Annotated in this window: 17 protein-coding genes; 13 read left to right on the forward strand and 4 right to left on the reverse strand. The window is 45.8% G+C overall.

Annotation, left to right across the window (positions count from 1 at the left end; translation table 11 throughout):
• The first annotated feature begins 7 nt into the window (after positions 1 to 7).
• The gene (gene rpiB / locus JT26_RS07735) at positions 8 to 448 is read left to right on the forward strand and encodes a ribose 5-phosphate isomerase B (protein WP_036848434.1); all 441 of its coding nucleotides are present in this window, start codon (positions 8 to 10) and stop codon (positions 446 to 448) included.
• A 57-nt stretch (positions 449 to 505) separates the two neighbouring features.
• Here the strand turns inward: rpiB and JT26_RS07740 are convergent, their stop codons facing one another.
• On the reverse strand, positions 506 to 961 hold the full coding sequence (locus JT26_RS07740; protein ID WP_036848439.1) for a hypothetical protein: 456 nt from the start codon (positions 959 to 961) through the stop codon (positions 506 to 508).
• A 132-nt stretch (positions 962 to 1,093) separates the two neighbouring features.
• Here JT26_RS07740 and JT26_RS07745 point away from each other — a divergent pair, with 132 nt between their 5' ends.
• From JT26_RS07745 to sprA, 6 genes are read left to right on the forward strand one after another with little or no spacing between them, the layout of a single operon-like run.
• Positions 1,094 to 2,293: a Xaa-Pro peptidase family protein gene (locus JT26_RS07745; RefSeq protein WP_036848442.1), complete on the forward strand. Its 1,200-nt coding sequence runs from the start codon at positions 1,094 to 1,096 to the stop codon at positions 2,291 to 2,293.
• Positions 2,294 to 2,320: 27 nt separating this feature from the next.
• Positions 2,321 to 3,322: a glycosyltransferase family 2 protein gene (locus JT26_RS07750; protein ID WP_036848445.1), complete on the forward strand. Its 1,002-nt coding sequence runs from the start codon at positions 2,321 to 2,323 to the stop codon at positions 3,320 to 3,322.
• A 49-nt stretch (positions 3,323 to 3,371) separates the two neighbouring features.
• Positions 3,372 to 5,864 (forward strand): hypothetical protein, encoded by a 2,493-nt coding sequence (locus JT26_RS07755; protein WP_052110462.1) that lies wholly within the window; start codon positions 3,372 to 3,374, stop codon positions 5,862 to 5,864.
• 11 nt (positions 5,865 to 5,875) lie between these two features.
• Positions 5,876 to 6,646, forward strand: a complete 771-nt coding sequence (locus JT26_RS07760; RefSeq protein ID WP_036848448.1) for a biotin--[acetyl-CoA-carboxylase] ligase — start codon at positions 5,876 to 5,878, stop codon at positions 6,644 to 6,646.
• Positions 6,647 to 6,667: 21 nt separating this feature from the next.
• On the forward strand, positions 6,668 to 7,279 hold the full coding sequence (gene ruvA, locus JT26_RS07765) for a Holliday junction branch migration protein RuvA (RefSeq protein WP_036848451.1): 612 nt from the start codon (positions 6,668 to 6,670) through the stop codon (positions 7,277 to 7,279).
• Positions 7,280 to 7,291: 12 nt separating this feature from the next.
• Positions 7,292 to 13,579, forward strand: coding sequence for a cell surface protein SprA (gene sprA / locus JT26_RS07770; protein ID WP_036848454.1), 6,288 nt, complete (start codon positions 7,292 to 7,294; stop codon positions 13,577 to 13,579).
• A gap of 337 nt (positions 13,580 to 13,916) precedes the next feature.
• Here the strand turns inward: sprA and rnc are convergent, their stop codons facing one another.
• The 3 genes from rnc to JT26_RS07785 form a co-directional block, all read right to left on the reverse strand.
• A complete protein-coding gene (gene rnc, locus JT26_RS07775) occupies positions 13,917 to 14,699 on the reverse strand; it encodes a ribonuclease III (RefSeq protein ID WP_052079481.1) in 783 nt (260 codons plus the stop codon).
• A gap of 19 nt (positions 14,700 to 14,718) precedes the next feature.
• Positions 14,719 to 15,975: a beta-ketoacyl-ACP synthase II gene (gene fabF, locus JT26_RS07780; protein ID WP_036848457.1), complete on the reverse strand. Its 1,257-nt coding sequence runs from the start codon at positions 15,973 to 15,975 to the stop codon at positions 14,719 to 14,721.
• 207 nt (positions 15,976 to 16,182) lie between these two features.
• A complete protein-coding gene (locus JT26_RS07785; protein ID WP_036792572.1) occupies positions 16,183 to 16,428 on the reverse strand; it encodes an acyl carrier protein in 246 nt (81 codons plus the stop codon).
• A 162-nt stretch (positions 16,429 to 16,590) separates the two neighbouring features.
• On the opposite strand from JT26_RS07785, the gene JT26_RS07790 reads away from it, so the two are divergent.
• The 6 genes from JT26_RS07790 (at position 16,591) to JT26_RS07815 (ending at position 25,308) form a co-directional block, all read left to right on the forward strand.
• On the forward strand, positions 16,591 to 17,184 hold the full coding sequence (locus JT26_RS07790; RefSeq protein ID WP_036848461.1) for a phosphoribosylglycinamide formyltransferase: 594 nt from the start codon (positions 16,591 to 16,593) through the stop codon (positions 17,182 to 17,184).
• Positions 17,177 to 20,011, forward strand: a complete 2,835-nt coding sequence (gene uvrA, locus JT26_RS07795; protein WP_036848465.1) for an excinuclease ABC subunit UvrA — start codon at positions 17,177 to 17,179, stop codon at positions 20,009 to 20,011. The genes JT26_RS07790 and uvrA overlap by 8 nt, the downstream gene beginning before the upstream one ends.
• A 32-nt stretch (positions 20,012 to 20,043) precedes the next feature.
• Positions 20,044 to 21,330, forward strand: a complete 1,287-nt coding sequence (locus tag JT26_RS07800; RefSeq protein WP_036848468.1) for a DUF2851 family protein — start codon at positions 20,044 to 20,046, stop codon at positions 21,328 to 21,330.
• Between the two features lie 168 nt (positions 21,331 to 21,498).
• A complete protein-coding gene (locus tag JT26_RS07805) occupies positions 21,499 to 23,097 on the forward strand; it encodes a GDSL-type esterase/lipase family protein (protein WP_052110463.1) in 1,599 nt (532 codons plus the stop codon).
• Positions 23,000 to 23,761, forward strand: coding sequence for a GDSL-type esterase/lipase family protein (locus tag JT26_RS07810; RefSeq protein WP_081966415.1), 762 nt, complete (start codon positions 23,000 to 23,002; stop codon positions 23,759 to 23,761). Before JT26_RS07805 ends, JT26_RS07810 begins: the two co-directional genes overlap by 98 nt.
• A 14-nt stretch (positions 23,762 to 23,775) precedes the next feature.
• Positions 23,776 to 25,308, forward strand: coding sequence for an MBOAT family protein (locus JT26_RS07815; protein ID WP_036848471.1), 1,533 nt, complete (start codon positions 23,776 to 23,778; stop codon positions 25,306 to 25,308).
• The last annotated feature ends 473 nt before the right edge of the window (positions 25,309 to 25,781 follow it).

Consider the following 25,781-nt stretch of genomic DNA (forward strand, 5'->3'; position numbering starts at 1 on the left):
AGATCGCATGGCTACTTCAATGATAGGCATGGCTTGTGATCATGCCGGATATACTTTGAAAGAAGAATTGAAGAAGATACTCCAAACTATGGGATACACAGTTAAAGATTTTGGTGCTTATAGTGATGAGAGTGTCGACTATCCCGACTTTGCTCACTCTCTTGCAAAGGAGATAGAGCAGGGGAATCTGAGCAAAGGCATTGCCATCTGCGGTTCGGGCAATGGTATCTCCATGACAGCCAACAAGCATTCCAATGTGCGTGCTGCTCTTTGCTGGATACCTGAAATCGCTCGCTTGGCAAGAGAGCACAATGATGCCAACATCCTCTCTCTTCCTGCCCGGTTCATTACGATAGAAGAGGCGAAAAAGATCTTGGACATCTTCCTTAAAACTCCCTTTGAAGGCGGAAGACACGAAAGACGAGTTCGGAAGATAGAGCTATCATAAATCTTTAATATCAAAAAATAAGCCCACTGTATCAGCAGAAACAGTGGGCTTGCTTTTTTATTTCGTTTTGGAACTCTTTTTTCTTCTTTTCTCCCTTCGGTGAAAGACACAAAACGTCCTCTCCATTGAGATAAAAAGAATAGGAAGGACATAGCTGGGAATATAGGATGGCACGTTGGAACGTGAGGCTAAGACTATTGTGATAACCAGGAAGAGAGCAAAAAAGTTCATGACCGATACCTTCTTGCCCATGATACGCACATACCTCTCCTTATCTATGCCAAAAACAAAGAGAGACAGAAGCATCAACCCCAAACCAACGACACAGAAAATAGCAGATGTTACCCACAAAGAGCTGTAATAAGGTAATACTATAAGCAAGGCAACAAGCACCGCATAAGAGAATATTCCCCACAGATACCTCCTGCTATTCTTGTCAAAAAGAAAGAAACCAAAATACAAAACCGGTAGCAGAACCGGGAAGATGTATTGTTGTATTTGTTCTATGCCCATCTCTTCTCTCCGTTTTAGTAAGATTTTTAATAGCTTCCTTACAGGGCAAATATAAGCAAAAGAGACAACTTATATCTGAGTTTATATTACTAACTTCGTGTTTTACAACGAACATAAATAAGAAAACTCTGTATGTATATCTCTTTAGCGGAACTCAAGCTAAGACTAAACAAAATATTTACAGCTTCTCAGGAGCTAACGAACAATGGGATAGACTCTATACTTATCCGGGCAAATGCCAACATGATCTATCTCACAGGAACAGTGGTATCGGGCTATGCTTATCTGCATAAAGAGTTGGAACTGCCTGTCTTCTTCATAGAGCGTCCATCTCAAGCCTTCGATGAACTGCCGGAAAATTGCAGATACAGCGTCAGAAAACCGGAATTGATTCCCGACATCCTGAAAGAAAAAGGCTTTGCTATCACTGAACGGACAGCTTTGGAGCAGGAGGAGTTATCCTTTTCCGAGTATTGCAGACTCTCCAAGCTCTCTGTAACCGGTAAGGTTTCTCCTATAAGTGCAAACGGAATCATGCTCCGTGCAAGAATGGTCAAGACTCCATTTGAGATAGAAGTCATGAGAGAAAGTGCTCTTGTACATTGTAAGATATACGAAGATGTTCCTCGCCTGTACAGGGAAGGGATGACGGAGTTGGAGTTGCAAATAGAGTTAGAAAGAGCTATGCGACTCCGTGGAAGCATCGGAACGTTCCGTTGTTACGGTCCAAGAATGGAAATCTTTATGGGGAACGTTATCAGTGGAGACAATGCTCAGTCTCCGGCTCCATACGATTTTGCAATGGGAGGAGTGGGAACACCTGCTATGCCAATGGGAGCAACGAATAGAATAATACGACCGAACACCTCCGTAATGGTGGATCTTGCAGGGAACTATTCTGTTTATAATACAGACATCACAAGAAGTTACTCCGTTGGAACACTTCCCGATAGAGCTTATCATGCTCATGAAGTAGCTCGTAATATATGTCGTTTCTTTGAACATCATGCAAAACATGGCTCTTCGGTGGCTGACATTTATCTGCACGCACAGGAAAAGGTAGCGGAGGAGCAACTTGAGTCAGTATTCATGGGTACAGAGTTTCAAGCGAAATTCGTAGGACATGGCATGGGTATTCAGATTAACGAACAGCCTGTACTCACCGGTAAAAGCAAGGATACCTTCCAAAGTGGAATGACCATAGCGGTAGAGCCAAAGTTTGTCCTCCCCGGCATTGGCCCGGTAGGTATGGAAAACACCTACCTTATTACCGATGATGGAGTAGATCTGCTTACTCCCGTAGAAGAAAGCATAGTCTCTTTAGATAAGTAACAGAGGTCTTTTCAAACAGCAAACCGGATGATAAGTTTTATAATTCCCCTCTACAACAGACCGGATGAGATAGAAGAACTACTTGCTTCTCTCTCCCGGCAGTCCATACCCCATCAAAACATTTGGGAGGTTGTGGTTGTGGAAGATGGCTCATCATCTCCGGCAAAAGATATAATAGAACGCTGGCAGAAAAGTTTAGATATCACCTATCTTGTACAGAAGAATACAGGGCCGGCAGGAGCCAGAAATCATGGTGCATCGGTTGCAAAAGGAGAGATATTTGTATTCTTGGATTCAGACACAATACTTCCTCCCCAATACGTAGAAAATCTCCTGAAAGAGATAAAGCAAGAAAGCGCCGATCTTTTTGGCGGACAGGATAGAGCCATGAAGGAGTTTACACCTCTGCAGAAAGCAATAGACTTCAGCATGACATCTTTTCTCACAACAGGAGGAATACGTGGCAGCAAGAGTGTAAAGCTGGATAAGTTTTATCCTCGTACCTTCAACATGGGAGTCTCACGAGAAGCATTTGAAAAAGTAAACGGCTTTGGAAATTTGCGTTTTGGGGAAGATATAGACTTCAGCATACGAGTCCTTCGTGCAGGCTATCATTCTGCTTTTTATCCTTCAATATGGCTTTATCATAAACGCAGAAGCACATACCGACAGTTCTACAAGCAAGTTTACAACAGCGGTATCGCACGCATCAATCTCTCCATGCTTCATCCCGGCACACTGAAAGCAGTACACCTGTTTCCGACCCTATTTGTATTAGGACATTTGGCGTTACTTCTTTTGGCTGTAACCATATCGTCTTGGTGGTTGCTTCCAATCTTTGCTTACATGGCAGCCTTAATGATCGCCGCATGGTACAGAACAGGCTCTCTAAGTATCGGACTTAAAGCAATATGCACCAGCTATATCCAGCTTTACGGATATGGCACAGGTTTTCTTCATGCACTTTGGCAACGACTGATAAAGAGAAAAGAAAATTTCACGAGGTACGAAAAGAATTTTTACGAATAAAATTTATATCTTCCCTTTTCACTTCAGACTTAAAACAGACAATATCAATATGAATATAAAAGAGTTCCTTAAACGTCCCTGGCTAATATCGGCAGCACTTATTCTTCTCATGGCCGGTATAGCGTTCCTATACTTTTTCCCTGCCAATGTAGAGGGAAGAATACTTTTCCAAATGGATGGATTAGGAGCTTCCGGTATGGCTCAAGATGTAAGAGAATATCGGCAAGAGACAGGAGAGAACTCTCTCTGGACAGAGAGTGCCTTCGGTGGTATGCCCATGTATCAGATATCTCCGACATATCCATCCGCATCAAACCTGAAGACGATAGGTGATCTCTACAAGCTGAAGAAGCCTTTTGATCTGATGCCGGGAGATAGTTATCTGCTCTTTGCTATGCTTCTTGGGTTTTACATCTTCATGCGTGCATGGGGAGTGAAAAGGCTTTCCTCTTTTGCAGGAGCAGTAATGTGGACATTCTCATCCTACTTCATCATCCTTATAGATGCCGGACATATATGGAAGCTACTTGCTCTCATGTATATTCCACCCACAATAGCCGGATTGGTGCTACTCTATAAGCGTAAGAAATGGCTGCTTGGAACATTCGTAACAGCCCTCTTCTCCGCCTTACAGATCTACTCCAATCACATACAGATGAGCTATTACTTTGGTTTTCTAATGCTGGCTCTGGTGATAGGATGGGCGGTAGAAGCTTATAGGTCTAAAGCGTGGAAGCCTTTCCTCTTGGCTACTCTGCTTGCTTTTGTTGGAGGACTTATAGGAGTGGCGACAAATGCAACCAATCTTTACCATACCTATAAATACAGCAAGGAGACTATGCGAGGTGGTAGCGAACTAACACCTAAAGCAGATGACGAACAAGTGCACACGACCACAGCCGGAGGTCTTGACAAAGCTTATATCACGCAGTGGAGCTATGGTATAGATGAGATGCTTACTTTCCTCATACCGGATGCCAAAGGAGGCTATTCTACTCAGATCGGAACATCGAACAGGGATATGCTATCGGAGGTACAAGAGCCATACAGACCTTTTGTTGCTCAACAAAACAGATATTGGGGTGATCAACCCTTCACGGCAGGCCCCGTATATGTCGGTGCTGTCGTACTCTTTCTTTTCTTTCTTGGGCTTTTGATTGTCAAAGGACCTGTCAAATGGGCTGTGGCAGGAGCAACTCTTCTCACCGTGATGCTCTCTTGGGGACATAATATGATGTGGCTGACGGATATTTTCATCGACTATTTCCCGATGTATAACAAGTTCCGGACACCATCATCCATACTTGTCGTTTCCGAGTTTACCATACCATTTCTTGCCATTTTAGGACTTACGAAATGGATGCAGACCCCAAAAGCACTCAAGACATACAAGAACGAGTATATTATCGCAGCGGCATTGACAGGCGGAGTAGCTCTTATCTTTGCTCTCTTTCCCGGACTATATGGCGGATTTTTAAGCGATGAGGAGCAAAGAATATTAGCTCCCTATATGGCGCAAAGCCAAGAGTTTCAGATCGCGGTTGGAGAACTCAGAAATATCCGAGAGGCTCTGTTCACCGCAGATGCTTGGAGAGCTGTAATATTCTCCCTTTTAGCTATGAGTGTTTTGGTGGCATCGGCTTATGGCAAGCTGAATAAAACACTGACCGTTGCTGCCGTTACCATATTGGCGATTGTCGATCTTTGGAGCGTGGATAAGCGTTACCTGAACGACGAGAAGTATCATGATGCCAACAGACTAATGGAGCAAACCTATGCTAAAACCGAAGCAGACAAGTATATCCTGCAAGACACGACCGATTATAGGGTAATGAACTTGGCTGTAAACACCTTCAACGATGCCACAACAAGCTACCATCACAACTCTGTCGGAGGCTATCATGCAGCGAAGTTGCAGCGGTATCAGGATCTTATAGAGAGTTACCTCTCCAAGATGGATAGAAATATTCTGCGAGCTCTCAATACCAAATACTACATTCTACCCGATTCTCTTCGAGGACTAAGCGTGGTAGAAGATTCTCTTGCTTATGGTAATGGCTGGTTTATTTCCTCTATAAAAGAGGTAAAAGGAGCCGATGAAGAGTTTAAGGCTATCGGAGAAAATAATCTGAGAGAGGTTGCCGTCATAGAGCAGACTTACCTGCAAGACTTAAAAGGGAAGAAGAGCTTTGAGACAGATAGCACGGCCACCATATCTTTAGTAAGCAAGCTCCCGAACAGAAAGGTGTATCGTACTAGCAACAAAGCAGATGGCTTAGCTGTTTTTTCCGAAATATTTTATAAAGATGGCTGGAATGTTACCATAGACGGAGAGACTGCGAAGCTGTTACGAACCAACTATATTTTGAGAGCATTACCCATACCGGCAGGGGAGCATACCATTGAGATGTGGTTCGATCCTGCTTCTGTTCACACAACAGAGCGGATAGCATCTGTTGCCGGCTGGATTATCCTGCTACTCATGGTGGCAACCATCGGTTTTGCAGGAAGCAAATACATAAGAAGAAGAAAATCAGAATAAAGAAAGCGACTATGAAAGAGACAATGCCAACCCCTATTTATCTTAAGACTACCACCTCTACCAACAACTATCTGCGTGCTTATTTGGAAGAGCATCCGGATACAGAATGTTGGCAGGTAGTCTACACGGACAACCAAACAGAGGGAAGAGGTCAGCGAGGGAATATATGGGTATCGGAACCGGGAAAGAATCTAACAATGAGTTTATTCTTCCGCAGCAGCAAGCGACGAGAAGAGTTTCACCCTTTTGATATTTCAGTATTTACCTCTTTAGCTATACGAACAGTTATAAAAGAGTATATCCCAAGAGGGAAGAAAGTATCTATCAAGTGGCCCAATGATATATTTGTAGAGGATAGAAAAGTAGCCGGAGTACTCATTGAGAATGAGTGGGAAGGTTCCGAATTCAAACAAGCGATAGTGGGTATCGGTATCAATATCAACCAACTCCTGTTCGACCCCAAAGATGCACCCAATGCCACTTCCATTCTGATAGAAAGAGAAGATGGAAAAGAGGTGGATATCTACTCTTTTATGATACGATGCACGGAAGAGATCATCAAGATATGGCGACAGATGAAGGTAGATTTTGTTTCTCCGAGGGACGAATACAACAATCTTCTCTATCGAAAAGATGGACGTCTGCATGAGTTTGAAACAGCCGAGGGGACTCTTAAGCTACTCGTAGAAGGTGTAGATGTGGATGGTATGTTGCGTCTGTATGATCCGACAACCGATGTCAGACGTAAATTTGCATTCAAAGAAGTAAGCTATATCCTGTAATCTCTAAGCTATCTCATCTATATGATCGAATACATCAAAGGTTCCATAACATCCCTACATCCGACTACTGCGGTGGTTGAAGTCTCCGGCATAGGATATGAAGTACATATTTCGCTCTTTTCCTACAATCTTCTCCAGAAAGTTCAAGAGAGTAAAATCTACATCCATGAGATCATTCGAGAAGACGCACACGATCTTTTCGGATTTGTTCAGCCCGAAGAGCGAGCGCTTTTCCGCCTGCTTATCACGGTAAATGGAGTTGGAGCAAACACAGCAAGGCTGATACTATCCTCCTATTCTCCGGGAGAACTTTCCCGACACATTTCCTTAGGCAACGATGCAGCCTTGAAAGGAGTGAAAGGTATAGGAGCTAAAACGTCCCAAAGAATCATTCTTGACCTGAAGGATAAGATCACCGGAATCATTCCGGCAGAACAGTTTATTGGAACGGCAGAAGTGATAGAAGATGTAGATACAGCAGAAACACAAGCAGAAAAAGAGGAAGCGGTAAGTGCTTTTGTCGTTCTCGGCTACCCTCGTGCCGCTGCCAAGAAGGTGGTAGATACGCTTTTCAAGAAATATCCGGAGCTTTCTCTGAACGAAAAAATAAAGAAAGGGCTCACGATGCTCTAAAAACAAAATCAAGTGTGGGACAGTAAGAGAGATAAATATCCATTGCGCTTTTTAAGACGCACACTCTTGGCTTTGGGAGCTTTGTTCTGTATCTCATTGCCGCTTACTGCTCAGACCGATACTCTTGTGGTATCTGCTTCCAAATCCAAGTTTTATATCCGACCACTTGGAAATGCGGGAGTAGCGACAGGAATAAAAACAATAGAAAATCTCAATCCGACCCTCCCCATGCATTTACGCAAGAGGAGGGTCTTTAATTTTGAAAACAACCTTGACCTTATACTTGAAGCAGGTATTAAAGACAGGGTAAAACTGCAAGTCGGATTCAATAACAGCTCCCCTTTTGCTCGCAAGCAACGTTTACTCAAGTTGCAGTATATGGGACTTGAAAACGACCCCTTGAGGAGTCTTGATGCAGGATATTTTGACTTTCGCAGCGAAAACACCCTGATCCTTCCCATGGGAAACCTCATGGGATTGCGTTCTATTTGGAATATAGGACACTTGGAAGTAGAGGCTTTTGCCTCCAGACAGGAAGGAGAGAGCCGAACAATCCACAGGGAGAACGCCTCTCAAGAGCGACACTCTTTCTCTTTAAGAGCTTCCGACTACGATTTTCGAAAGCACTTCTTTCTCTCTCCTGCATTCCGAGATGCGTTTCCCGATGCAATGCATTCTATTCCGATACTCTCCTCTCCCTACACGGTGGAAGAGGTAGAAGTATGGATTACCAATCGTTATACTGTCATGGAGGATGTAAGAGATATTGTCGCTTTCACTCCCAAGCTCGGAGAGATGCGCGCCTCTTTGATAAAAAAGTATGAAGCGACACTGCAAGACAAACAGGTGGAAGAGGCAGAAGCCATCCTCTCATCGGAAGATCCACAGAGCTTTTCCGTGATTAGAAATGCTCGAAGAATGATGCCCTCGGAGTACAGCCTCCATCCCTTACTCGGCATACTCTCTCTAAAAAGAGCTCTTGCTCCGGACGAACTGCTCGCTGTATCTTTTCGGTATCGCCATCAAAACGGAGGCGAAGAGGTGGGACAGAGATCTATCTCATCTGCCAACAAATCTTCCGTCATAGTGGGACAGCTTCTATCGGCATGGGATAAGTCTCCCAACCATCCCACTTATCCTCTGATGCTGAAGAACATATACACTCTCACTCCGGGGGGAGGAGTAGAACCGGAGAAAGTAAAGGTGGATCTTCTCGTAATGCCACATGGAGAAAGTGTGGAGAGTCGCTTTATCAACCAACTCTCCTTGGCTACTCTTCTCAAGCTGGACTTTGCCAAACCGGACGGCACACAAGGGACAGACGGCATACCCGACCTGCTCACGGATATATCCTACATAAAAGAGACAGGCTCTCTTTTGTTTCCCCTCTTGGAGCCTTTCGGTAAAGATTTGGAGCAACTGCTGGGAGGCTCCTCCCCCTATGCCTATCATGCACTCTACGACAGCACTCTTACCGTGGCAAAGCGGCAAAAAGAGAAAGACCGGTTCTTTCTCCGAGGATATTATGAACGAAGTGGAGGCACGGGAGAAATATTGTTGGGAGCCACCAATATCCCTCAAGGAAGCGTAAGGGTAACAGCAGGAGGAAGACCTCTGACAGAGCATAAAGACTACACTGTAGACTATCTCTCCGGAGTGGTACATATTACAAATCCGCTCATTCTCAAAGCAGAACTTCCGGTAGAGGTCAATATAGACGATCCGGCACAGCGGTTCAAGAAGAAGAAAGACCTCATCGGATTGGAAGCCCGATGGGCTCCCGTCAAAGGTCTCTCCTTGACCTCTTCACTGCTCCACTACGATGAAGAGAGCGCACTATCCCGAACTTATTTGGGACAGGAAGAGGTGGAAAATCGCATGCTCGGCTTCTCTCTTCGCTACGATACGGATCTCCCGAAAGTTCATGCCTGGATAGAGCGCATCAGTGGCAAGACACACGACGCTCCCTCTCGCTTCTCCGTAAAAGGTTCTTATGCCAAACTGTGGAGCAGACTGAAAGGAAGAAATGGAGAAATCATCATAGACGACTTTGATACCCCTACTCCCTACATAGATCTCACCTATCCCGAAGCATGGCATCTGGGTTCGGCTCCCTTTTTACAGCAGCAACTTTTGGATCCCGTTAAGCAAAACTATACCAGATCTCACCTTTCATGGTATAGAATAGACCCCATGTTGCAGTACGAATGGAGAGAAGCGGGCTACCCTTTACCCCAAGGAGCTCATCCCGGCATCTTTCATCTTCAAAGAGAAGTAAATGTCAGCGAACTCTTTCCATCTCGTCATACCGAAACTCTTACCTCTTATCTGCCTGTTCTGAACCTCTCTTTCTATCCGATGGAGCGAGGCAGTTACAATCTCAATCCGGACTCATTTTCTCCCAAAGAGCAGTGGGCAAGTATCATTCAACGTCTTCCTTTCTCCGATTTTGAAGAAGAAAATATCGAGTACATGGAGTTTTGGATGATGGATCCTTATGTCGGAAAGCCGGACAAAGAGTATGGCTCCGGACGGTTGGTCATAGACCTCGGACAGATTTCGGAAGATATTCTCAAAGATGGTACTATCGGAGCAGAAAATCTACTCCCCACACCCGAAAACCCCAATAAACCTTTTATCTCCACCGTATGGGGCAAAGCCGGAACGGGACGCATTCAGACCAAAGCATTCAACTTTGAAAACCTTGATGAGGTCAAGGCTCAGGATGTCGGCTTGAATGGCATCAGCTCGCAGGAAGAGCAGAGTCATCCGCTGTATGCCTCTTTTTTACAGGCATGGAAAAACAGCCTCTCCCAACAGGCTCTTCGGGAAGAGATGCTCTACCCATTCTCTCGGCTCCACTCTCCATCCGGGGACAGATACCTCTCTCCTCTTGATCCTTTCTGGCTTTCACTGCCTCAAACGTCTCTTCTGTTTCGGCATAAGTACATCAACGGAACAGAAGGAAACTCCCTTCCCGGTTACGATCCGTCCGGCAGGGCATTGGCTGCAACTCTCAATCCCGACAGCAAAGATCTGGACGGGAATCACTCTCTGCTCGATAAAGAGAGCTTTTTCCGCTACACCATTCCTCTTTCTCGTCAGGCTCTCTCTTCGGGAGAAGCTTATGTAGAAAGCTTTGTGGAGACTCCGGTAAAACTGCCTGACGGAAGCCAAGAAAATATTCGTTGGTATAAAATCAAGATTCCTCTCAAGTCCTATGGCGAGTTGGTCGGCAACATTTCCGACTTCCGTCACATTCCGTTCGTTCGTCTCTCCATCACCGGATTTGAAGAGGAGATCCACCTGAGGTTTACGGGATGGAAGCTCTCCCAATCCGAATGGAGGGCTGCCTCTGTTCTTTCCGAGTCGGGCACACAATCTTCATCCGCCGTTTCGGCTGTCAGCCGTGTAAGCATAGAGGAAGACTCCGGTCGCCTACCTGTTAATTACATTTCTCCGCCCGGCATTTGGAGAGAGCGCGAAGAGGGTGTGCACACCACCTATGTGCCTGATGAGAAAGCGCTTGCCCTGCAAATAAAAAATCTCGAACCGGGTGCCATTTCCGGTATTTACAGAACGCTCTCCACAGATTTGAGAGATTACGAAAGGCTCACCCTCTTCACCCACGCAGAAAATCTCAAAGAGGCAATAGAGCAGGCAGGAACCGGAGATATACGTTTATCGTTCAGAATAGGGGACGACCACTCCGAGAACTATTACGAATACGAAAGTCCCCTTTCGATAACCTCTCCCGGAAAGTACAATAACAACTCCGCATCCGACAGAGAAGCCGTCTGGCCGCAAGCCAATTATGTGGATATTCTACTCGAAGAGTGGACACAGCTCAAAGCCGAACGCAATACCGCACTGGTTTCAAACGGAATCTCCATCAACACTCCCTATGCCAAACAGAAAGGAGAAGCCGTTTACAGGGTAAAGGGAAATCCGAACCTCGCAAACATCCGTACCGTCTTTATCGGTCTTATAAACGCCTCTGCCACCCCAAAAGATATAGAGTTGTGGTGCAACCATTGGAGTCTGAAAGGCTCTTCTCTATCTTCCGGAAGCAGTATGGAGCTGGATAGCTCTCTTTCTCTCGGTAATATAGGCAACGTCTCTTTCCGTGCAAGAGAGCGGACACCCGGCTTCGGCTCTATCAATGAAATGTACAGCCGTAGAGACCGAAGCCATAAAAGAGAAAAAGAGTGGAGTGCCAACCTGCAAGCAGGAGAGCTGTTTCCTGCCTCTTGGAAGCTCTCCATTCCTCTCTTTATACGCCAAAGCAGGGTACACTCGACACCCGAATATGATCCGGTACAGGGGGACATACGCACCAACGAAGCATCTGAAAAGATTTCATCGGAGCGAGTGTTGCTCACGACAATCTCTGCTCCCGATATAGGCTGGAAGCTGAGAAGCAAAAGTCCCATGCCTTACGACCCGTCCAACATTCGCTTCTCCTTTTTTCTTCAAAGGCATACGGCGGAAAATGCGCTCTCTCTTTTCGACAACAGAGAGCACGCCAAGCTCTCCTTGGAGTACGACTATATCGCCCCACGCAAAACATTTACCCCCTTGTCTCTACAAGTGTGGCCTACTCGTCTGTTCTATAAAAACAGCATGGAAAGGCTGTACGGCGAACAGCAGGAGCGTGCAAGAACACAGCTTCTACCCCCCATCCGTCTACACCATAAATGGGATTGGATGCAGGACTTTAAGCTGGAGTGGCAACTCTCGCCCAGGCTCTTCTGGAAGTGGGAAAGCGGTCATCGGGCACTCATACGGGAACCATATCTGAGAGTGAATCGCCATTTTGCAAAAGCAGACTACGATGTGTGGAGAGACTCTGTACTGCATGAGATCAAACAGTGGGGCGATCCTTATATGCACACTACCGCTACCGAGATGGCGTACACACTGCCTCTCCAAGAGATCAAGTGGCTCAAACGATCGGTTCACGGCTCTCTGCGCCACATCAGTTCCGCCTCATGGCAGAGAGGAAACCGGTCGGAAAAGCTCTTTTCGGGGCATCAGCTCTCCGGCAATGCTCGAACGGAATTGTCGGCAACGCTGTCTGCCGAAGTACTTTACAGAGCCATCTTCCCTAAAGATGAAGTCTCATGGAGCAGAGGCAACGGCTCCGGCAAATCCTTTTGGCGCAGTCTCCCTTATACCATTCGCAGGTTCATCCTCCACAAACAGTGGCAAAGCTCCTCTCACTATCCGCACCTGAAACCCAAAGTGAGAGGACTCTTCGGAGAGCAGCTCCGGGACGACACCGGAAGCCGTACTCCCATATTCTCCTATCTGTTGGGATTGGAACACAGCTCCAAATTCAGAGACGCACTTCTGCATGGCGGAAATCTCCTGCAAGGAGCCACGCACAGCTCACCCGCCACACTCTATTACAGAGAGGAACAGACGCTTACGGCACAGCTCTCCCCGTGGAACGGACTATCCATAGATCTTCTTCTGCATTCCGCTTTCGATACCAAACAGGATCTCTACACACAGGGCAGTAGTCCGGCTCTTCGCCGACACACTTCTACACAAAGCTCCTCGATTCTCTTTTTGAAGTCTCATCAAATTCCGGAAGAACTCACCACCGTGTCCTCCATACCCCTTCTGCCCTCTTGGGAGATAAGGTGGCAACTCCCTCTCGACGGCTCCTCCCGATGGCTTCAACGGCTCTCTTTACGGCACAGCTACAGAGGTCTATCCACCAGAGCAGATGCGGACATCCGGGCATATCCTACGACAATAAAAGCTCCTGCCCTTGCTCCGGAGAGGTACGAAGTGAAAGCGGATTTCTTCCCCCTTATCGGGGTGGATGCTTCTCTCTTCAACTCTTTCACCTGCATCTTCCAATACAACACCGGAAAAGGATTTCTCTATTCGGGTTCATCGGGACGAGTGATAGAGAGTGCGCAGAACGAGCTGCATCTGTCTCTCGATTACAGAGTATCCGGACTGAACAAAGTCTCTTTCAGACTTCTTCCTTCTCTGAAGCCGCAAAAGCAAGAGCTGTCTTTCCATCTCTCTTACCGCCGATCCGAAAAGCTCTCTTGGACCTATCTTCGCCAGAACAACACTTCCGACATGCTCTTTTCGAGCCCGGAAGCAACGCAAGGACTGCGGACGCATAGCCTGAAAACAGCTGTGGAGTACGCTTTGGGAAGCGACTTCTCGGTAAGGCTCTTTTATGACCGAGACCTTACCACACCTCTCATCTCTCCGGTTATGTTTCCCACCTCTCTCTCCTACCTCGGCATCATGTTTAAGGTCGGCTTCCGCTAAGATCTCTTTCGGATCACGGAATGCAAACATATAAAATGGCATTGAAGCCTATAAAAAGATCTCCCAAACAGGTTCAAAACAATTTCTATATAGGGTAAAAAAGAAAAATCAAACTTTGATTTCTAAAAATCGAAGTTTGATTTCCACCATTCAAGGCTTGATTTGTACCAACCAAAACTTGATGCTGTTTTCCGATAAGCTTTATCGGGAGTACCGAATAGGTTCAAGTAAACTTGTGAACAGGTTCAGATCATCTTCATAAACGCTCTATACAAAAGCTCTGTTCCCTCCGAGCAGAGACTTTGACCCGATGAGCAGTAACATCGTTCGCACGGAGTTAGTGGATGGAGGCTTGCGGCTGATGATCCTGCAAGAGAGAGAGATCTTCCTGATACTTCTTGATCAGCTTTATTGCATCCTTTGAAGCATTCTGGTGAGCTATCTTTTTGTTGTGTCCCACCCCTATCGCCAAAGGCTTTTGTCGCCCATCGGTGAAGATGGCACAGCGGTGCATCAGTCCGAGATTGGGATCGACGAATGAGTCCAAATCGCGGTACTCATAGTCTATCTTGTTTCGCTGCATGAAGATGATGAACTCCGTCTTGAAGTTCTCTTCCTTCACAGAGGTCTTCTCTATGTTCTTGACATCTATGACAACGTGTTTGAGGACAAACTTACGGGCGGCATCGTACCCTTTATCCAGATAGATGGCTCCGACCAAAGCCTCAAGACAGTTTCCGAGAGCGGCACTGCCTTGCTTGTCCAACCCCTTGGAGGAGTGGAGATAATGCTCCAGCCCCAGCTTTTGAGCCACATGATTGAGATTGTTCCTATTGACCAGGATAGAACGCAACGAGGTAAGCTGCCCTTCGGACTCCTCCGGATAGAGGTCAAACAGCGCATGCCCGACAACAAGAGATATGACGGAGTCTCCCAGATACTCCAATCTCTCATTACTCTCACGCCTTTTGCCCCTTGAAGCAGATCTGTGCGTAAATGCCGTGGTATAGAGTTTGATATTTCGAGGTTTATACCCGATAAGCTGTTCTAAACGTAAGTAAGGCTTCCCTGCCGAACGGTTGAGAAGCCTTATCTTACGTTTTAAGAAACTACAAATCATGAGCTTCTGTATCTTTTTGTCAAGAGTTATACTTCTTGAATATCACGCTGGCGTTGTGTCCTCCAAAGCCAAAGGTGTTTGAAAGAGCACAGCGAACAGGGCGTTCTTGCTTGGTGTTGAAGGTGAAGTTGAGCTTATAATCTATCTCTTCGTCTTCGTCTCCCGCTTCGTGATTTATGGTAGGAGGTACAACATCATTCTTTACGGAAAGAACGGTGATAAGAGATTCGATCGCTCCTGCAGCCCCTAACAAGTGTCCTGTCATAGACTTTGTAGAGCTGATATTGAGCTTATAAGCATGATCGCCGAACACTGCCTGTATAGCCTTTACTTCCGAAACGTCTCCGACCGGAGTACTTGTTCCGTGAACGTTTATATAGTCTATGTCTTCCGGCTTAAGCTCTGCATCTTCCAAAGCGTTCCTCATTACCAACTTTGCTCCCAAGCCTTCCGGGTGAGAAGCAGTAAGGTGATGAGCATCTGCGGAAAGCCCTGTTCCGGCAACCTCAGCGTAGATCTTCGCTCCTCTTGCCAAGGCATGCTCCAACTCTTCAAGGATAAGCACTGCACCTCCTTCGCCCATGACAAATCCGTCACGAGACTTACTGAACGGACGAGATGCACCCTTAGGATCATCATTGCGGGTAGAAAGGGCTTGAAGTGCATTGAAACCTCCAACGCCGGATACACAGATAGTGGCTTCCGATCCGCCTGCCACAATCATGTTTGCCTTACCCAAACGGATATAGTTGAAGGCATCGGAGATGGCATTGGTAGAGGATGCACAAGCACTTACCGTAGCAAAGTTGGGACCGCGGAAACCATACTTCATGGAGATATGACCTGCCGCAATATCCGCTATCATCTTCGGGATAAAGAAAGGACTGAAGCGAGGAGCTTTTCCGGGCTCGTATTGCATGATCTCTTCTTCAAATGTACGAAGACCACCAATACCGGCAGCGAAAATGACTCCAACCTTATCCAAATCTTCTTTCTCTATATCTATTCCGGCGTCCTTGACAGCTTCATCCGCAGCAACAAGGGCAAACTGTGCATATCTATCATACTTACGCACTTCTTTTCTGTCGAAATAGCTCATAGGATCAAAGCCTTTAACCTCGCAGGCAAACTTTGTCTTAAACTCGCTTGCATCGAACAGCGTGATGGGTGCTGCCCCAGATTCTCCATTGAGCACAGCAGCCCATGTCTCCGGAACATTATGTCCTAATGGTGTTATGGCTCCGAGGCCTGTAACTACGACTCTTTTTAGTTGCATTTTAATAGGTTCTTGTTTAAGTATATAATATAATGTGTTGTCTTTTCCTCATCAAAGTTACTAAAAAGAAAATACTGCAGAAACACCACTATAATACCCTGACATTATGAGGGAGTGGGTTCATGCAGTATTCTCCTTTTATTAAGAAAACAAACCTCTGCCTATATGGAAATAAAGTAAGAAGAGGTTCCGATCAGATCGTAGTGCTTACGCTTGAAGCTTAGCTGCGATGTGATCCATAGCATCACCCACAGTCTTGATGTTTTGAGCTTCTGTATCGTCGATGCTGATACCGAAAGTCTTTTCAAAGTCCATGATAAGTTCTACTGTATCCAAAGAGTCAGCACCAAGATCATTAGTGAAGCTTGCAGTTGCTGTTACTTCAGATGCTTGAACGTTTAGCTTATCTACGATAATGTCCACTACTTTCTTTTCCAATTCTGTTCTGTCCATAATTCTTTTAATTATAGGTTTATATAAATACTTTTTTCTGTCTATCTTTGTTTGCAAAAGTAGAGAAAAAAGTTTTAGTAGCGCAATATTTATGCTCATCAACCGCATAAATGTGCTATATTTAACTCTTAAGGCGCAAAAATAACTCAAATTAACATCAATATGCTTAGTAGGCTTGTCATTTTTGCTTCAGGTAGTGGTTCCAATGCAGAAAATATTATTCGTTATTTTCGATCCTCTAAAAAGAAAAGTAAGACCGAAATTGTAGCAGTTGTGTCCAATAACAAAGATGCGTATGTCCATAGACGCGCAGAGAGTCTTGCCGTACCATCTTATACGCTTAGCAGAGCAGATCTTACCCAAAATCCGGAAAATCTGATGATGCTCCTACAATCTCTGAGAGCAACACACATCATACTGGCAGGCTACCTCCTGCTTATCCCCGAATGGTTATTGGCTGCATTCCCCGGGAAGATCGTGAATATACACCCGGCTCTGCTGCCTGCGTATGGCGGCAAAGGCATGTACGGACATCATGTACACGAAGCAGTGGTAGCCGCCAAGGAGAGTAAGTCGGGAATAACCATACATATCATAGACGAAGAGTACGACAAGGGAAAGATTCTGTTTCAAGCAGAGGTCGAACTTAGTCCGACAGACACTCCCGATGATGTCGCACACAAAATATCGCTCTTGGAACAAGCACACTTTCCAAAAGTTATAGACGAATGGATAGAACACTCCTTCCATGAATGACAACTACATAGAAATAGCGGGAGCAAGAGTTAATAACCTCAAGAACATCTCCTTAAGAATACCAAGAAATCGCTTCATTGTCGTAAGCGGACTCTCCGGATCCGGAAAAAGTTCCCTTGCTTTCGATACTCTGTATGCAGAAGGTAAGAGGAGATATGTGGAGAGTCTTTCGGCTTATGCCCGGCAGTTTGTGGGCAAAATGTCCAAACCGGAGTGCGATTACATCAAAGGGATTCCTCCGGCAATAGCGATAGAGCAGAGAGTTACATCCCGTAATCCAAGATCGACAGTGGGGACATCCACCGAGATATACGACTATATGCGTATGCTTTATGCTCGTGTGGGAAAGACCATCAGCCCGATAAGCGGAAAGGAGGTTCAGCGCCACAGCACCGCCGATGTGTTATTGTTCATACAACACTCTCTTTCTGAAGGAGCAAGATATATGATCACGGCTCCGATCAAAATACCTGAGGGCAGAACCGTGGAGGCTCATTTGGGTATTCTTTCGGGTATTGGATACAGCAGGATTTTATTTGATGGAGAGGTTGTGCGCATCTCGGATATTCAAGATACCAAAGACCATTCCCTTTCAAACAGAATAAACAACGCATCCCGGCTATTCATCGTAGTGGACAGACTCTCTGCCGTATCGGAATATGACGATAGCACACTCTCTCGTATCACCGATGCCATAGAGACCTGCTTCTTTGAAGGAAGAGGAAGCTGTATGATATTCCATCAGGAGAGCCCCGACAAGATTTGGCAAGAAGCTCTATTCAGCGACAGATTTGAAGCAGACGGGATGGAGTTTGAAGAGCCTTCGGATAATATGTTCAGCTTCAACTCTCCGGTGGGAGCGTGTCCGACCTGCGAAGGTTTCAGCAAAATAATAGGCATAGATCCGGAACTTGTCATTCCCGATAAGAATCGCTCCGTTTATGATAACTGCGTAGCGTGTTGGAGAGGTGAGAAGATGTCGGAGATGCAAAGGGAATTTATACAGAAAGCAGTAGAGAAATACGACTTCCCAATCCATAAAGCATATAAAGATCTATCCCCAAAGCAGCAGGATCTACTCTGGAATGGAGATGGAGAGATTTGGGGTATATACGACTTCTTCAAGTATTTGGAAGATCATCCAACCAAGATGCACTACCGCATTCTTTCGGCACGATATAAGGGTAAAACGACTTGTCCGACCTGCAAAGGCAAGCGACTCAAGAAAGAAGCTCTATATGTCCAAGTGGGTGGAAAGAATATCGCCGAACTGGTAGATATGTCCATCTGGGAATTGAAAGAGTTCCTGAACCGGCTAAAGCTTTCCGTCCATGACGAAAAGGTGGCAGGACGGATCTTGACAGAACTTCGGAACCGTGTTTCGTTCCTTGTCGATATAGGTCTTGGGTATCTAACCTGTTCTCGTACATCCAATACATTGTCCGGAGGAGAGACGCAACGCATTCATCTTTCCACTGCTCTTGGAAGCAGTCTTATAGGCTCTCTATACATATTGGATGAGCCGAGCATCGGTCTTCATGCCAGAGACACTCACCTTCTGATAGATGTTCTCCGCAGGTTGACAAGTATAGGAAATACGGTGATGGTAGTAGAGCATGACGAAGATGTGATCTTATCCGCAGATGAAATTATAGACATCGGCCCGGATGCGGGAAGAAATGGAGGAGAGGTAGTCTATCAAGGTTCTCCTCACACCCTTCCGAAAACCAGCAGAAGCCATACAGTAGAATATCTTTCCGGAAGAGCTCAACTCTCTGTACCCGGGACCAGAAGAATATGGCAGCACAGTATCGGCATAAAAGGAGCACACATGCACAACCTTAAGCATGTAGATGTGGATGTCCCTCTACAAATCCTTACCGTAATAACAGGGGTAAGCGGCTCCGGGAAAAGTACTCTCATCAGAGAGATTTTATACGAAGGGGTTAAGAGAAGGCTGGAACAGGCATCAATGGAAGGCATTCTATGTGAAAATGTGGATGCTCCATTGGAATACATCGAAAGAGTAGAGTACGTGGATCAAAATGCCATAGGGAAAAGTTCACGCTCGAATCCCGTAACCTATGTAGGAGCTTATGATGATATCCGAAAGCTATATGCCTTCCTTCCGGCAAGCAAACAAATGGGATATACTCCGGCTCACTTTTCGTTCAACAAGGAAGGGGGAAGATGCGAAGCGTGCAAAGGCGAAGGCTCTATCACGGTAGAGATGCAGTTCATGGCGGATATTTCTCTCATCTGCGAGGAGTGTCATGGTAAAAGATTTCAGGATGATATTCTGGAGATTCGATTTGAAAATGTCTCTATTGCAGATCTGTTGGAGATGACAGTCAATCAAGCCATAGAGTTTTTCTCGGAACACAGCAAAAGCCATACTGAATGCAAAAAGATATCAGAGAAACTAACGGCTCTGCAAGACGTGGGTCTCGGGTATATAAAACTGGGACAAAGTTCTTCTACACTTTCCGGAGGAGAAAATCAACGCGTCAAGCTGGCATACTACCTATCCAACACCAATACGGGAAAGACCCTCTTTATTTTTGACGAACCTACCACCGGCTTGCACGTACACGATATATATAAGCTGATTAAGACCTTTGATGCTCTTATCGCACAGCAGCACTCCATCATAGTGGTCGAACACAATATGGAAATCATCAAGTGTGCCGACTACATTATAGACCTTGGTCCTGAAGGTGGAGATAAAGGAGGATATATCGTAGCCACCGGTACTCCGGAGGAGATAGCCCAATGTAAAGAAGGATATACAGGATATTTCTTAAAGGAAAAGCTTCATAAGTCTTAAGCTCAATAGCTATTCTCTCTACGCGAATAAAGATGAAATCTTGTCCCGAAACCTACCTGCATTATATCTGGAAGCATCGCCTTTACAGCTCTCTTACTACTGTGGATGGTATTGTCCCGGAAGTTCTTCATCCCGGAGAGCATAACCACGGGGCAGGGCCGGATTTTCTTTCAGCCAAGATCAGGATAGGAGAGGTTGAATGGGTAGGAGCTGTTGAAATTCATACCAATGCTTCCGAATGGAAACAACATGGACACGATACTGACCCTGCCTATTCGGGAGTTATCTTGCACGTTGTCTTATCTCCCAATTCATCGGCACGCTCTGTTTCCGGATATGATATTCCCACTGCCGTAATGCAAATAGACTCTTCCGTACTGGGCAAACTCACGGATCTTAATATCAAAAACAGCTATCTCCGTTGCCTGCCGGAAGCTACAACTCTTCCGCCTAAAAGATGGAAATACCTTCAAGATCTTTGGCTCGTGGAGAGATTGGAGCAGAAAAGTAAAAAGATAAGAGAAATGGGAGAAGGGGCGGACTGGTCTCAGCGTCTTTACGTTCTCTTTCTGCGCTATATGGGTATGGGACACAACAATGGAGCGTTTGAACAGATAGCCAACTCGCTTCCACTCTCCTTTATTCGTAAGCACGCTGACCGAATTACCTCAATGGAAGCCATGCTATTGGGACAAGCCGGACTTCTTGCAGAGCCATACGCAGACGAATATCATGCTTTTTTGGGACAAGAGTTTCTGTTTTATGCTCAAAAGTTCGGATTAACTCCCATACCTAAAGGCTCCATCCGCTTTCTTCGACTTCGTCCCGTGGTTTTCCCGACACGCATGCTCGCTATATCGGCTGCAATTCTGCAAGATCACCATAGAGTAGAGCGACTGTTTTCTAATAATCCTTCCTACGCTATGCTGCTCTCTATTTTGGATGTAGAACCGAGTCCCTACTTCTGCCGACACTACCATTTCGGCAAACCGTCCGATAAAAAACTCAATGGATTGGGTACGGCAACGAAACAAAGCATTATCATCAATGTTTTCCTCCCACTGCTTTGGACTTACTATTCGGACACCATACAGAATGAAGCAAAACTAACCGAAAGAAAAAAGGAATTGCTGGATACCTATAAGCAGATAGCTCCCGAAAACAATCGAATAGTTCGCCTGTTTGAATCCCCCAATACCTTTGCTTCAATCTCCAATGCAGGAGAGAGCCAAGCCTTGATCCAACTCTACAAAAACTACTGCATGGAGGGGCGATGTATGAATTGCCCCATTGCGGTACAGATACTGAGAGAAGAGTAACAGACTACTCTCAAAAGGGAGCAAGAGTTTCTTTCTAAAAAACTCTTTTAATACTTTAACTCTTTTGAGATAAGGCTGTTATCATGTACTTCGATATAAATGTGTAAATTTGCGCGAATAAAATAAGAAGACAAGTTTCACAAAGAAACCTCAGGATATAATCATTTAATGAGAAAAGATAAAAACTATCAGGTTCGAGTTCTTGCTCTACTATGGGTACTGCTTGGAGCTTTGGTTGCTCTTTACTTCCTCCCGGAAAAGATAGGCAGCCGGACTCTGAAACCGGTAGATATACTGTCTGATCTGCGAGAAGAGTCCGGTGATGAAAACGGAGATCTGACAGACGATATACTTCTTGCGGATGGCGATATACCTTCAGATGATAACGAAAATAGCGATCCGGATACACTTCTCTCAATACCTCCGGCAGATCCAAACGATGCAGATGATCTTTCCGAAAGAGGTCAGTACCTGAATGAAACGGATACCATAGATGGTACGACGGCAGAGCAGCTTGCTCCGGATACCAGACCTACCTACGACAGTCTGCTTAGAGCTACGAATACAGACACTTCGCTTACTCTCATCAGAGACTATACAGTAAACCGGCAAGGGATGCAAAAATTCTTCTCCAGCCTCAAGAACAGGGACAATCTCGGTCGTCCTGTGAGGATTGCCGTATTGGGAGACTCATTCATAGAGGGAGACATTTTTACGGATGCTCTCAGGAATCAGCTTCAGACTCGCTATGGTGGTTCGGGAGTAGGCTGGTTGGCTTTAACCTCTCAGGTTGCCGGCTTTCGGGCATCGGTACGACACGAATTCGGAGGATGGAAAACACACTCGTTGCTTGACAAATCTCCGTCAAAGCAGTCTATAACCGGATACTATCACACCTATTCGAGCGGTTCTCCCTGGGTCAAATACACACTTCCCGAAAGTGCAAAACCCATCGAACAGTCTTGGTTCTACTATAGAAGCAACGAAGATACGCAGATACAGGTTTCGGTTGGAGACAGCATCAGCAAACAGCTTTTACCGGCAACGGAAGGAGTTGTTGTTGCTCACCTGCTCTATGAAGGTACGAGCAGAAGCGTGCGTCTGCGTGTAGATACGCCGAGTAGCAGCTTTGCGAGCTACGGTATTGCTTTGGATGGTAAGTCCGGAATATCTGTAGATAACTTTTCTTTAAGAGGCAACTCCGGGATACGCATCCTCTCAATAGATTCCTCGATCAATAAAGAATTTACGGACGCCCGTCCATACGACCTTATCATCCTTCAGTATGGGCTTAATGTGGCATCTGCAAAACAGACCAACTACTCCTCTTACATCAGTCAGATGCGTAAAGTCATCCGACAACTCAAACGCTCCAATCCTCGTGCAGACATTCTTCTCATGGGTGTTTCCGACAGAGGGCAGCGTTCTGCCGGCGGAGGAGCATCTACCATGCCGGGCGTTATTGCACTTCATCGCGCCCAAGAGCGACTTGCACAAGAAGAGCAGATCAGTTTTTACAGCCTGCTCGAAGCCATGCAAGAGCTTGGAGGCATAGCTAAACTGGCATCGCAGGGTGCTGCTGCCAAGGATTACACGCACTTGTCGCACAAAGGAGGGCGACTCGTGGCGACAAAATTTATGGAAGCATTTGATATTGAACAGAAGTACTATGACAAAATTAAACAAGAAAGTAGCCTTCCTGCTGCTTCTCATCTTTGGAATGTGGGGAGCTCAAGCGCAGACCAAGCTGCTTCATTTGGGAGATAGTCATATAAGATATGGCTATACAACTGCTCCTATCAAAGCTCTGTTGACGGACTTCTCAGTGTCTTACACCGGAATAAATGGGGCAACATTCTCCACCTTTACAGATCCGCAACAGATTCAAAACATCACGAAGATGCAGCCGGAAGTACTGGTTGTATCACTTGGAACAAACGACTCCTATACGTGGCGGTTCAGCGAGTCCAACTTCAGACAACAGCTTGAAGATTTTACCTCTGCCATAACACAGGCTCTTCCCAACGTTCAGCTCTTTTTCACAACACCCCCTCCAAGTTTCTTGAAGCAGTCGAAGCGTATTCGCAATACCGGCAAGAAGAGTAAAAGAAAATGGAGGACTACATACAGCTACCTCTTCAACCCCAATACGGCAAAGGCGGCAGCCATTATCCTCGACTTTGCCAACAGCAATGGCTACGGCGTATATGACCTTTACCAACAGATCGGAACGGAAGAAGAAGCTCAAAGATGGGTCAGTAAAGGCTGGATGCATCAAGATCACATCCATTATACAAAGGAGGGCTATTTCAAGCATGGAGCATTGACCGCCGAGGCTTTACGACAGTTTCTCGACCAATCTTCTCATCCTTCTCTTATCTCATCCGACATGATAAGTGAAGTGAAGCTCTACAAAAAAGATACCTACTAACACCCCATAGCACAGTGAGCTTTTTAGAACACATAGATCTCTCACGCATCGGAGAAGTCCTAAAGTATGATCCGCAGGCCCCGCTGATCTTTTCCAGCGGGCTGTTCTTCTTCATGTTTCTTCTCTTCCTGCCTCTTTACTACCTGCTTCGCCGGCGAACATCTCTGCGCATCATCTACGTAGCCCTTTTCTCTTTGCTGTTTTACTACGAGAGCAGTGGCGAGTACGTTGTATTGCTGATGCTGGCTGCGACGAGCGACTTTCTCATCGGACACGCTTTATCTCGCAGCAGAGAGGGAGTAAGGAAGTATTGGGTCGCATTGAGTATGTGTATCAATCTTGGGGTGCTTGCTTACTTCAAATATTTCAACTTCCTTGGAGACATAGGAGTAACCCTGCTAAATGAGTTGGGGCTGCTCGTCAATAAGCCCGAATGGATTCTGAAAGAGTGGACACTGCGCGACATCTTCCTGCCTGCCGGTATCTCTTTCTATACGTTCCAGACCATGAGCTACATCATAGACATCTATCGAGGGGAGGTGAAGCCTCTGAATCGCTGGATAGACTACCTGTTCTACGTTTCGTTCTTCCCTCAGCTCGTTGCCGGTCCCATAGTAAGGGCAAAAGATTTTGTCCCTCAAATCAGAAAGACACCCGCTCTCGGCAGATCCGAATATGGCGAAGCTCTCGCACTTATCATCAGCGGTCTCTTCAAGAAAGCGATTATCTCGGACTACATCAGTCTCAATTTCGTGGACAGAATATTCGATGCTCCGGCTCTCTATACGGGACTGGAGAACCTGCTGGGTGCTTACGGATATGCGCTTCAAATATATTGCGACTTCTCCGGCTACTCGGATATGGCCATCGGTATAGCACTGCTTTTGGGCTTTAGATTCAACATCAACTTCGACTCTCCCTATCAGTCCGTCAATATCACCGAATTTTGGCGCAGATGGCACATTTCTCTCTCTTCGTGGTTGAAAGATTACCTCTACATCCCACTCGGTGGCAACAGGAAAGGACGCCTTAGAGCCTACATGAATCTCCTCATTACGATGCTTCTCGGAGGACTTTGGCACGGAGCCGCTCTGCGTTTCATCATCTGGGGAGCCCTTCATGGTATCGCATTGGCTGTTCATAAAGCATATCGGGAGCTTACTGTAAAGATCTTTGGAAAGCAACCCGAATCCAATTGGTTCAAACGAGTTGCCGGACGGCTTCTCACTTTTCATCTTGTTGTGGCGTCTTGGATCCTCTTCCGTGCCGATAACATGGAGGTCGTTCAAGCTATGTTCAAGCAGATATTCACCTCCTTTCACCCCGAAGTCTTCACTCAGTTTGTCGTAGGATACAAAGAAGTCTTTGCTCTTATGGTGCTCGGATTTGCTCTCCATTTCGTAGGACATAAGGGAGAAAAACGATTCCAAAACTTCATCAGCGAAACTCCTTTCGTGGTACAGGCACTTATTCTTGTAGGTCTTGTCTTCTGCGTCTTCCAGATAAGAAGCTCCGAGATTCAGCCGTTCATCTACTTCCAATTCTGATAAACGCGCGACAAGCCTGTTTTAACCGAAACAAAGGATAAAAGAGCCTCTATCGAGAGTAAATTTTTATCGCTGTCCGGTAAAAATAGCGACCTACAAAGAATGGATGGTACCTCTTAAGACTCTTTCAGAATCTTTTGTACTAAAAAGGGAGAGCATAAAATATTAAAGACAGATTCGGACAGTGCCGGAGCGATAAGTGCCGGCACTGCTTTTTATTTGCCGTAACAGCAGCTCTGAACCCGATAAAAAGATGCGATAAACAGCCTTTTAAGTTCGTTTTATCAGATTCAGAGGTACAAACCAAGGCATGATTGGTGCAGAACAAGGGGTGAGTTATGGCAATCAAGGAGTGAATTGTATCACTCAAGCCACGAATTGTGTCAGTCAAGGCATGATTTCAGACAGCAAAACTATTCAGAGGAAGTTTTATAAGCGTTTATCTCAAGTTGTTTCAGTATTCGATATATGAT

This window comes from Porphyromonas sp. COT-108 OH1349 (assembly GCF_000768755.1).
GTDB classification, from domain to species: domain Bacteria; phylum Bacteroidota; class Bacteroidia; order Bacteroidales; family Porphyromonadaceae; genus Porphyromonas_A; species Porphyromonas_A canoris.

What these genes read in the sequence shown, in the direction of transcription:
- JT26_RS07800 (WP_036848468.1), top strand. Translation starts at nt 20,044, where the DNA reads ATGAAATCTTGTCCCGAAACCTACCTGCATTATATCTGGAAGCATCGC.
- JT26_RS07790 (WP_036848461.1), top strand. Translation starts at nt 16,591, where the DNA reads ATGCTTAGTAGGCTTGTCATTTTTGCTTCAGGTAGTGGTTCCAATGCA.
- JT26_RS07805 (WP_052110463.1), top strand. Translation starts at nt 21,499, where the DNA reads ATGAGAAAAGATAAAAACTATCAGGTTCGAGTTCTTGCTCTACTATGG.
- JT26_RS07745 (WP_036848442.1), top strand. Translation starts at nt 1,094, where the DNA reads ATGTATATCTCTTTAGCGGAACTCAAGCTAAGACTAAACAAAATATTT.
- ruvA (WP_036848451.1), top strand. Translation starts at nt 6,668, where the DNA reads ATGATCGAATACATCAAAGGTTCCATAACATCCCTACATCCGACTACT.
- uvrA (WP_036848465.1), top strand. Translation starts at nt 17,177, where the DNA reads ATGAATGACAACTACATAGAAATAGCGGGAGCAAGAGTTAATAACCTC.
- JT26_RS07785 (WP_036792572.1), bottom strand. Translation starts at nt 16,428, where the DNA reads ATGGACAGAACAGAATTGGAAAAGAAAGTAGTGGACATTATCGTAGAT.
- fabF (WP_036848457.1), bottom strand. Translation starts at nt 15,975, where the DNA reads ATGCAACTAAAAAGAGTCGTAGTTACAGGCCTCGGAGCCATAACACCA.
- JT26_RS07810 (WP_081966415.1), top strand. Translation starts at nt 23,000, where the DNA reads ATGACAAAATTAAACAAGAAAGTAGCCTTCCTGCTGCTTCTCATCTTT.
- JT26_RS07760 (WP_036848448.1), top strand. Translation starts at nt 5,876, where the DNA reads ATGAAAGAGACAATGCCAACCCCTATTTATCTTAAGACTACCACCTCT.
- JT26_RS07750 (WP_036848445.1), top strand. Translation starts at nt 2,321, where the DNA reads ATGATAAGTTTTATAATTCCCCTCTACAACAGACCGGATGAGATAGAA.
- rnc (WP_052079481.1), bottom strand. Translation starts at nt 14,699, where the DNA reads ATGATTTGTAGTTTCTTAAAACGTAAGATAAGGCTTCTCAACCGTTCG.
- JT26_RS07755 (WP_052110462.1), top strand. Translation starts at nt 3,372, where the DNA reads ATGAATATAAAAGAGTTCCTTAAACGTCCCTGGCTAATATCGGCAGCA.
- rpiB (WP_036848434.1), top strand. Translation starts at nt 8, where the DNA reads ATGGCTACTTCAATGATAGGCATGGCTTGTGATCATGCCGGATATACT.
- JT26_RS07740 (WP_036848439.1), bottom strand. Translation starts at nt 961, where the DNA reads ATGGGCATAGAACAAATACAACAATACATCTTCCCGGTTCTGCTACCG.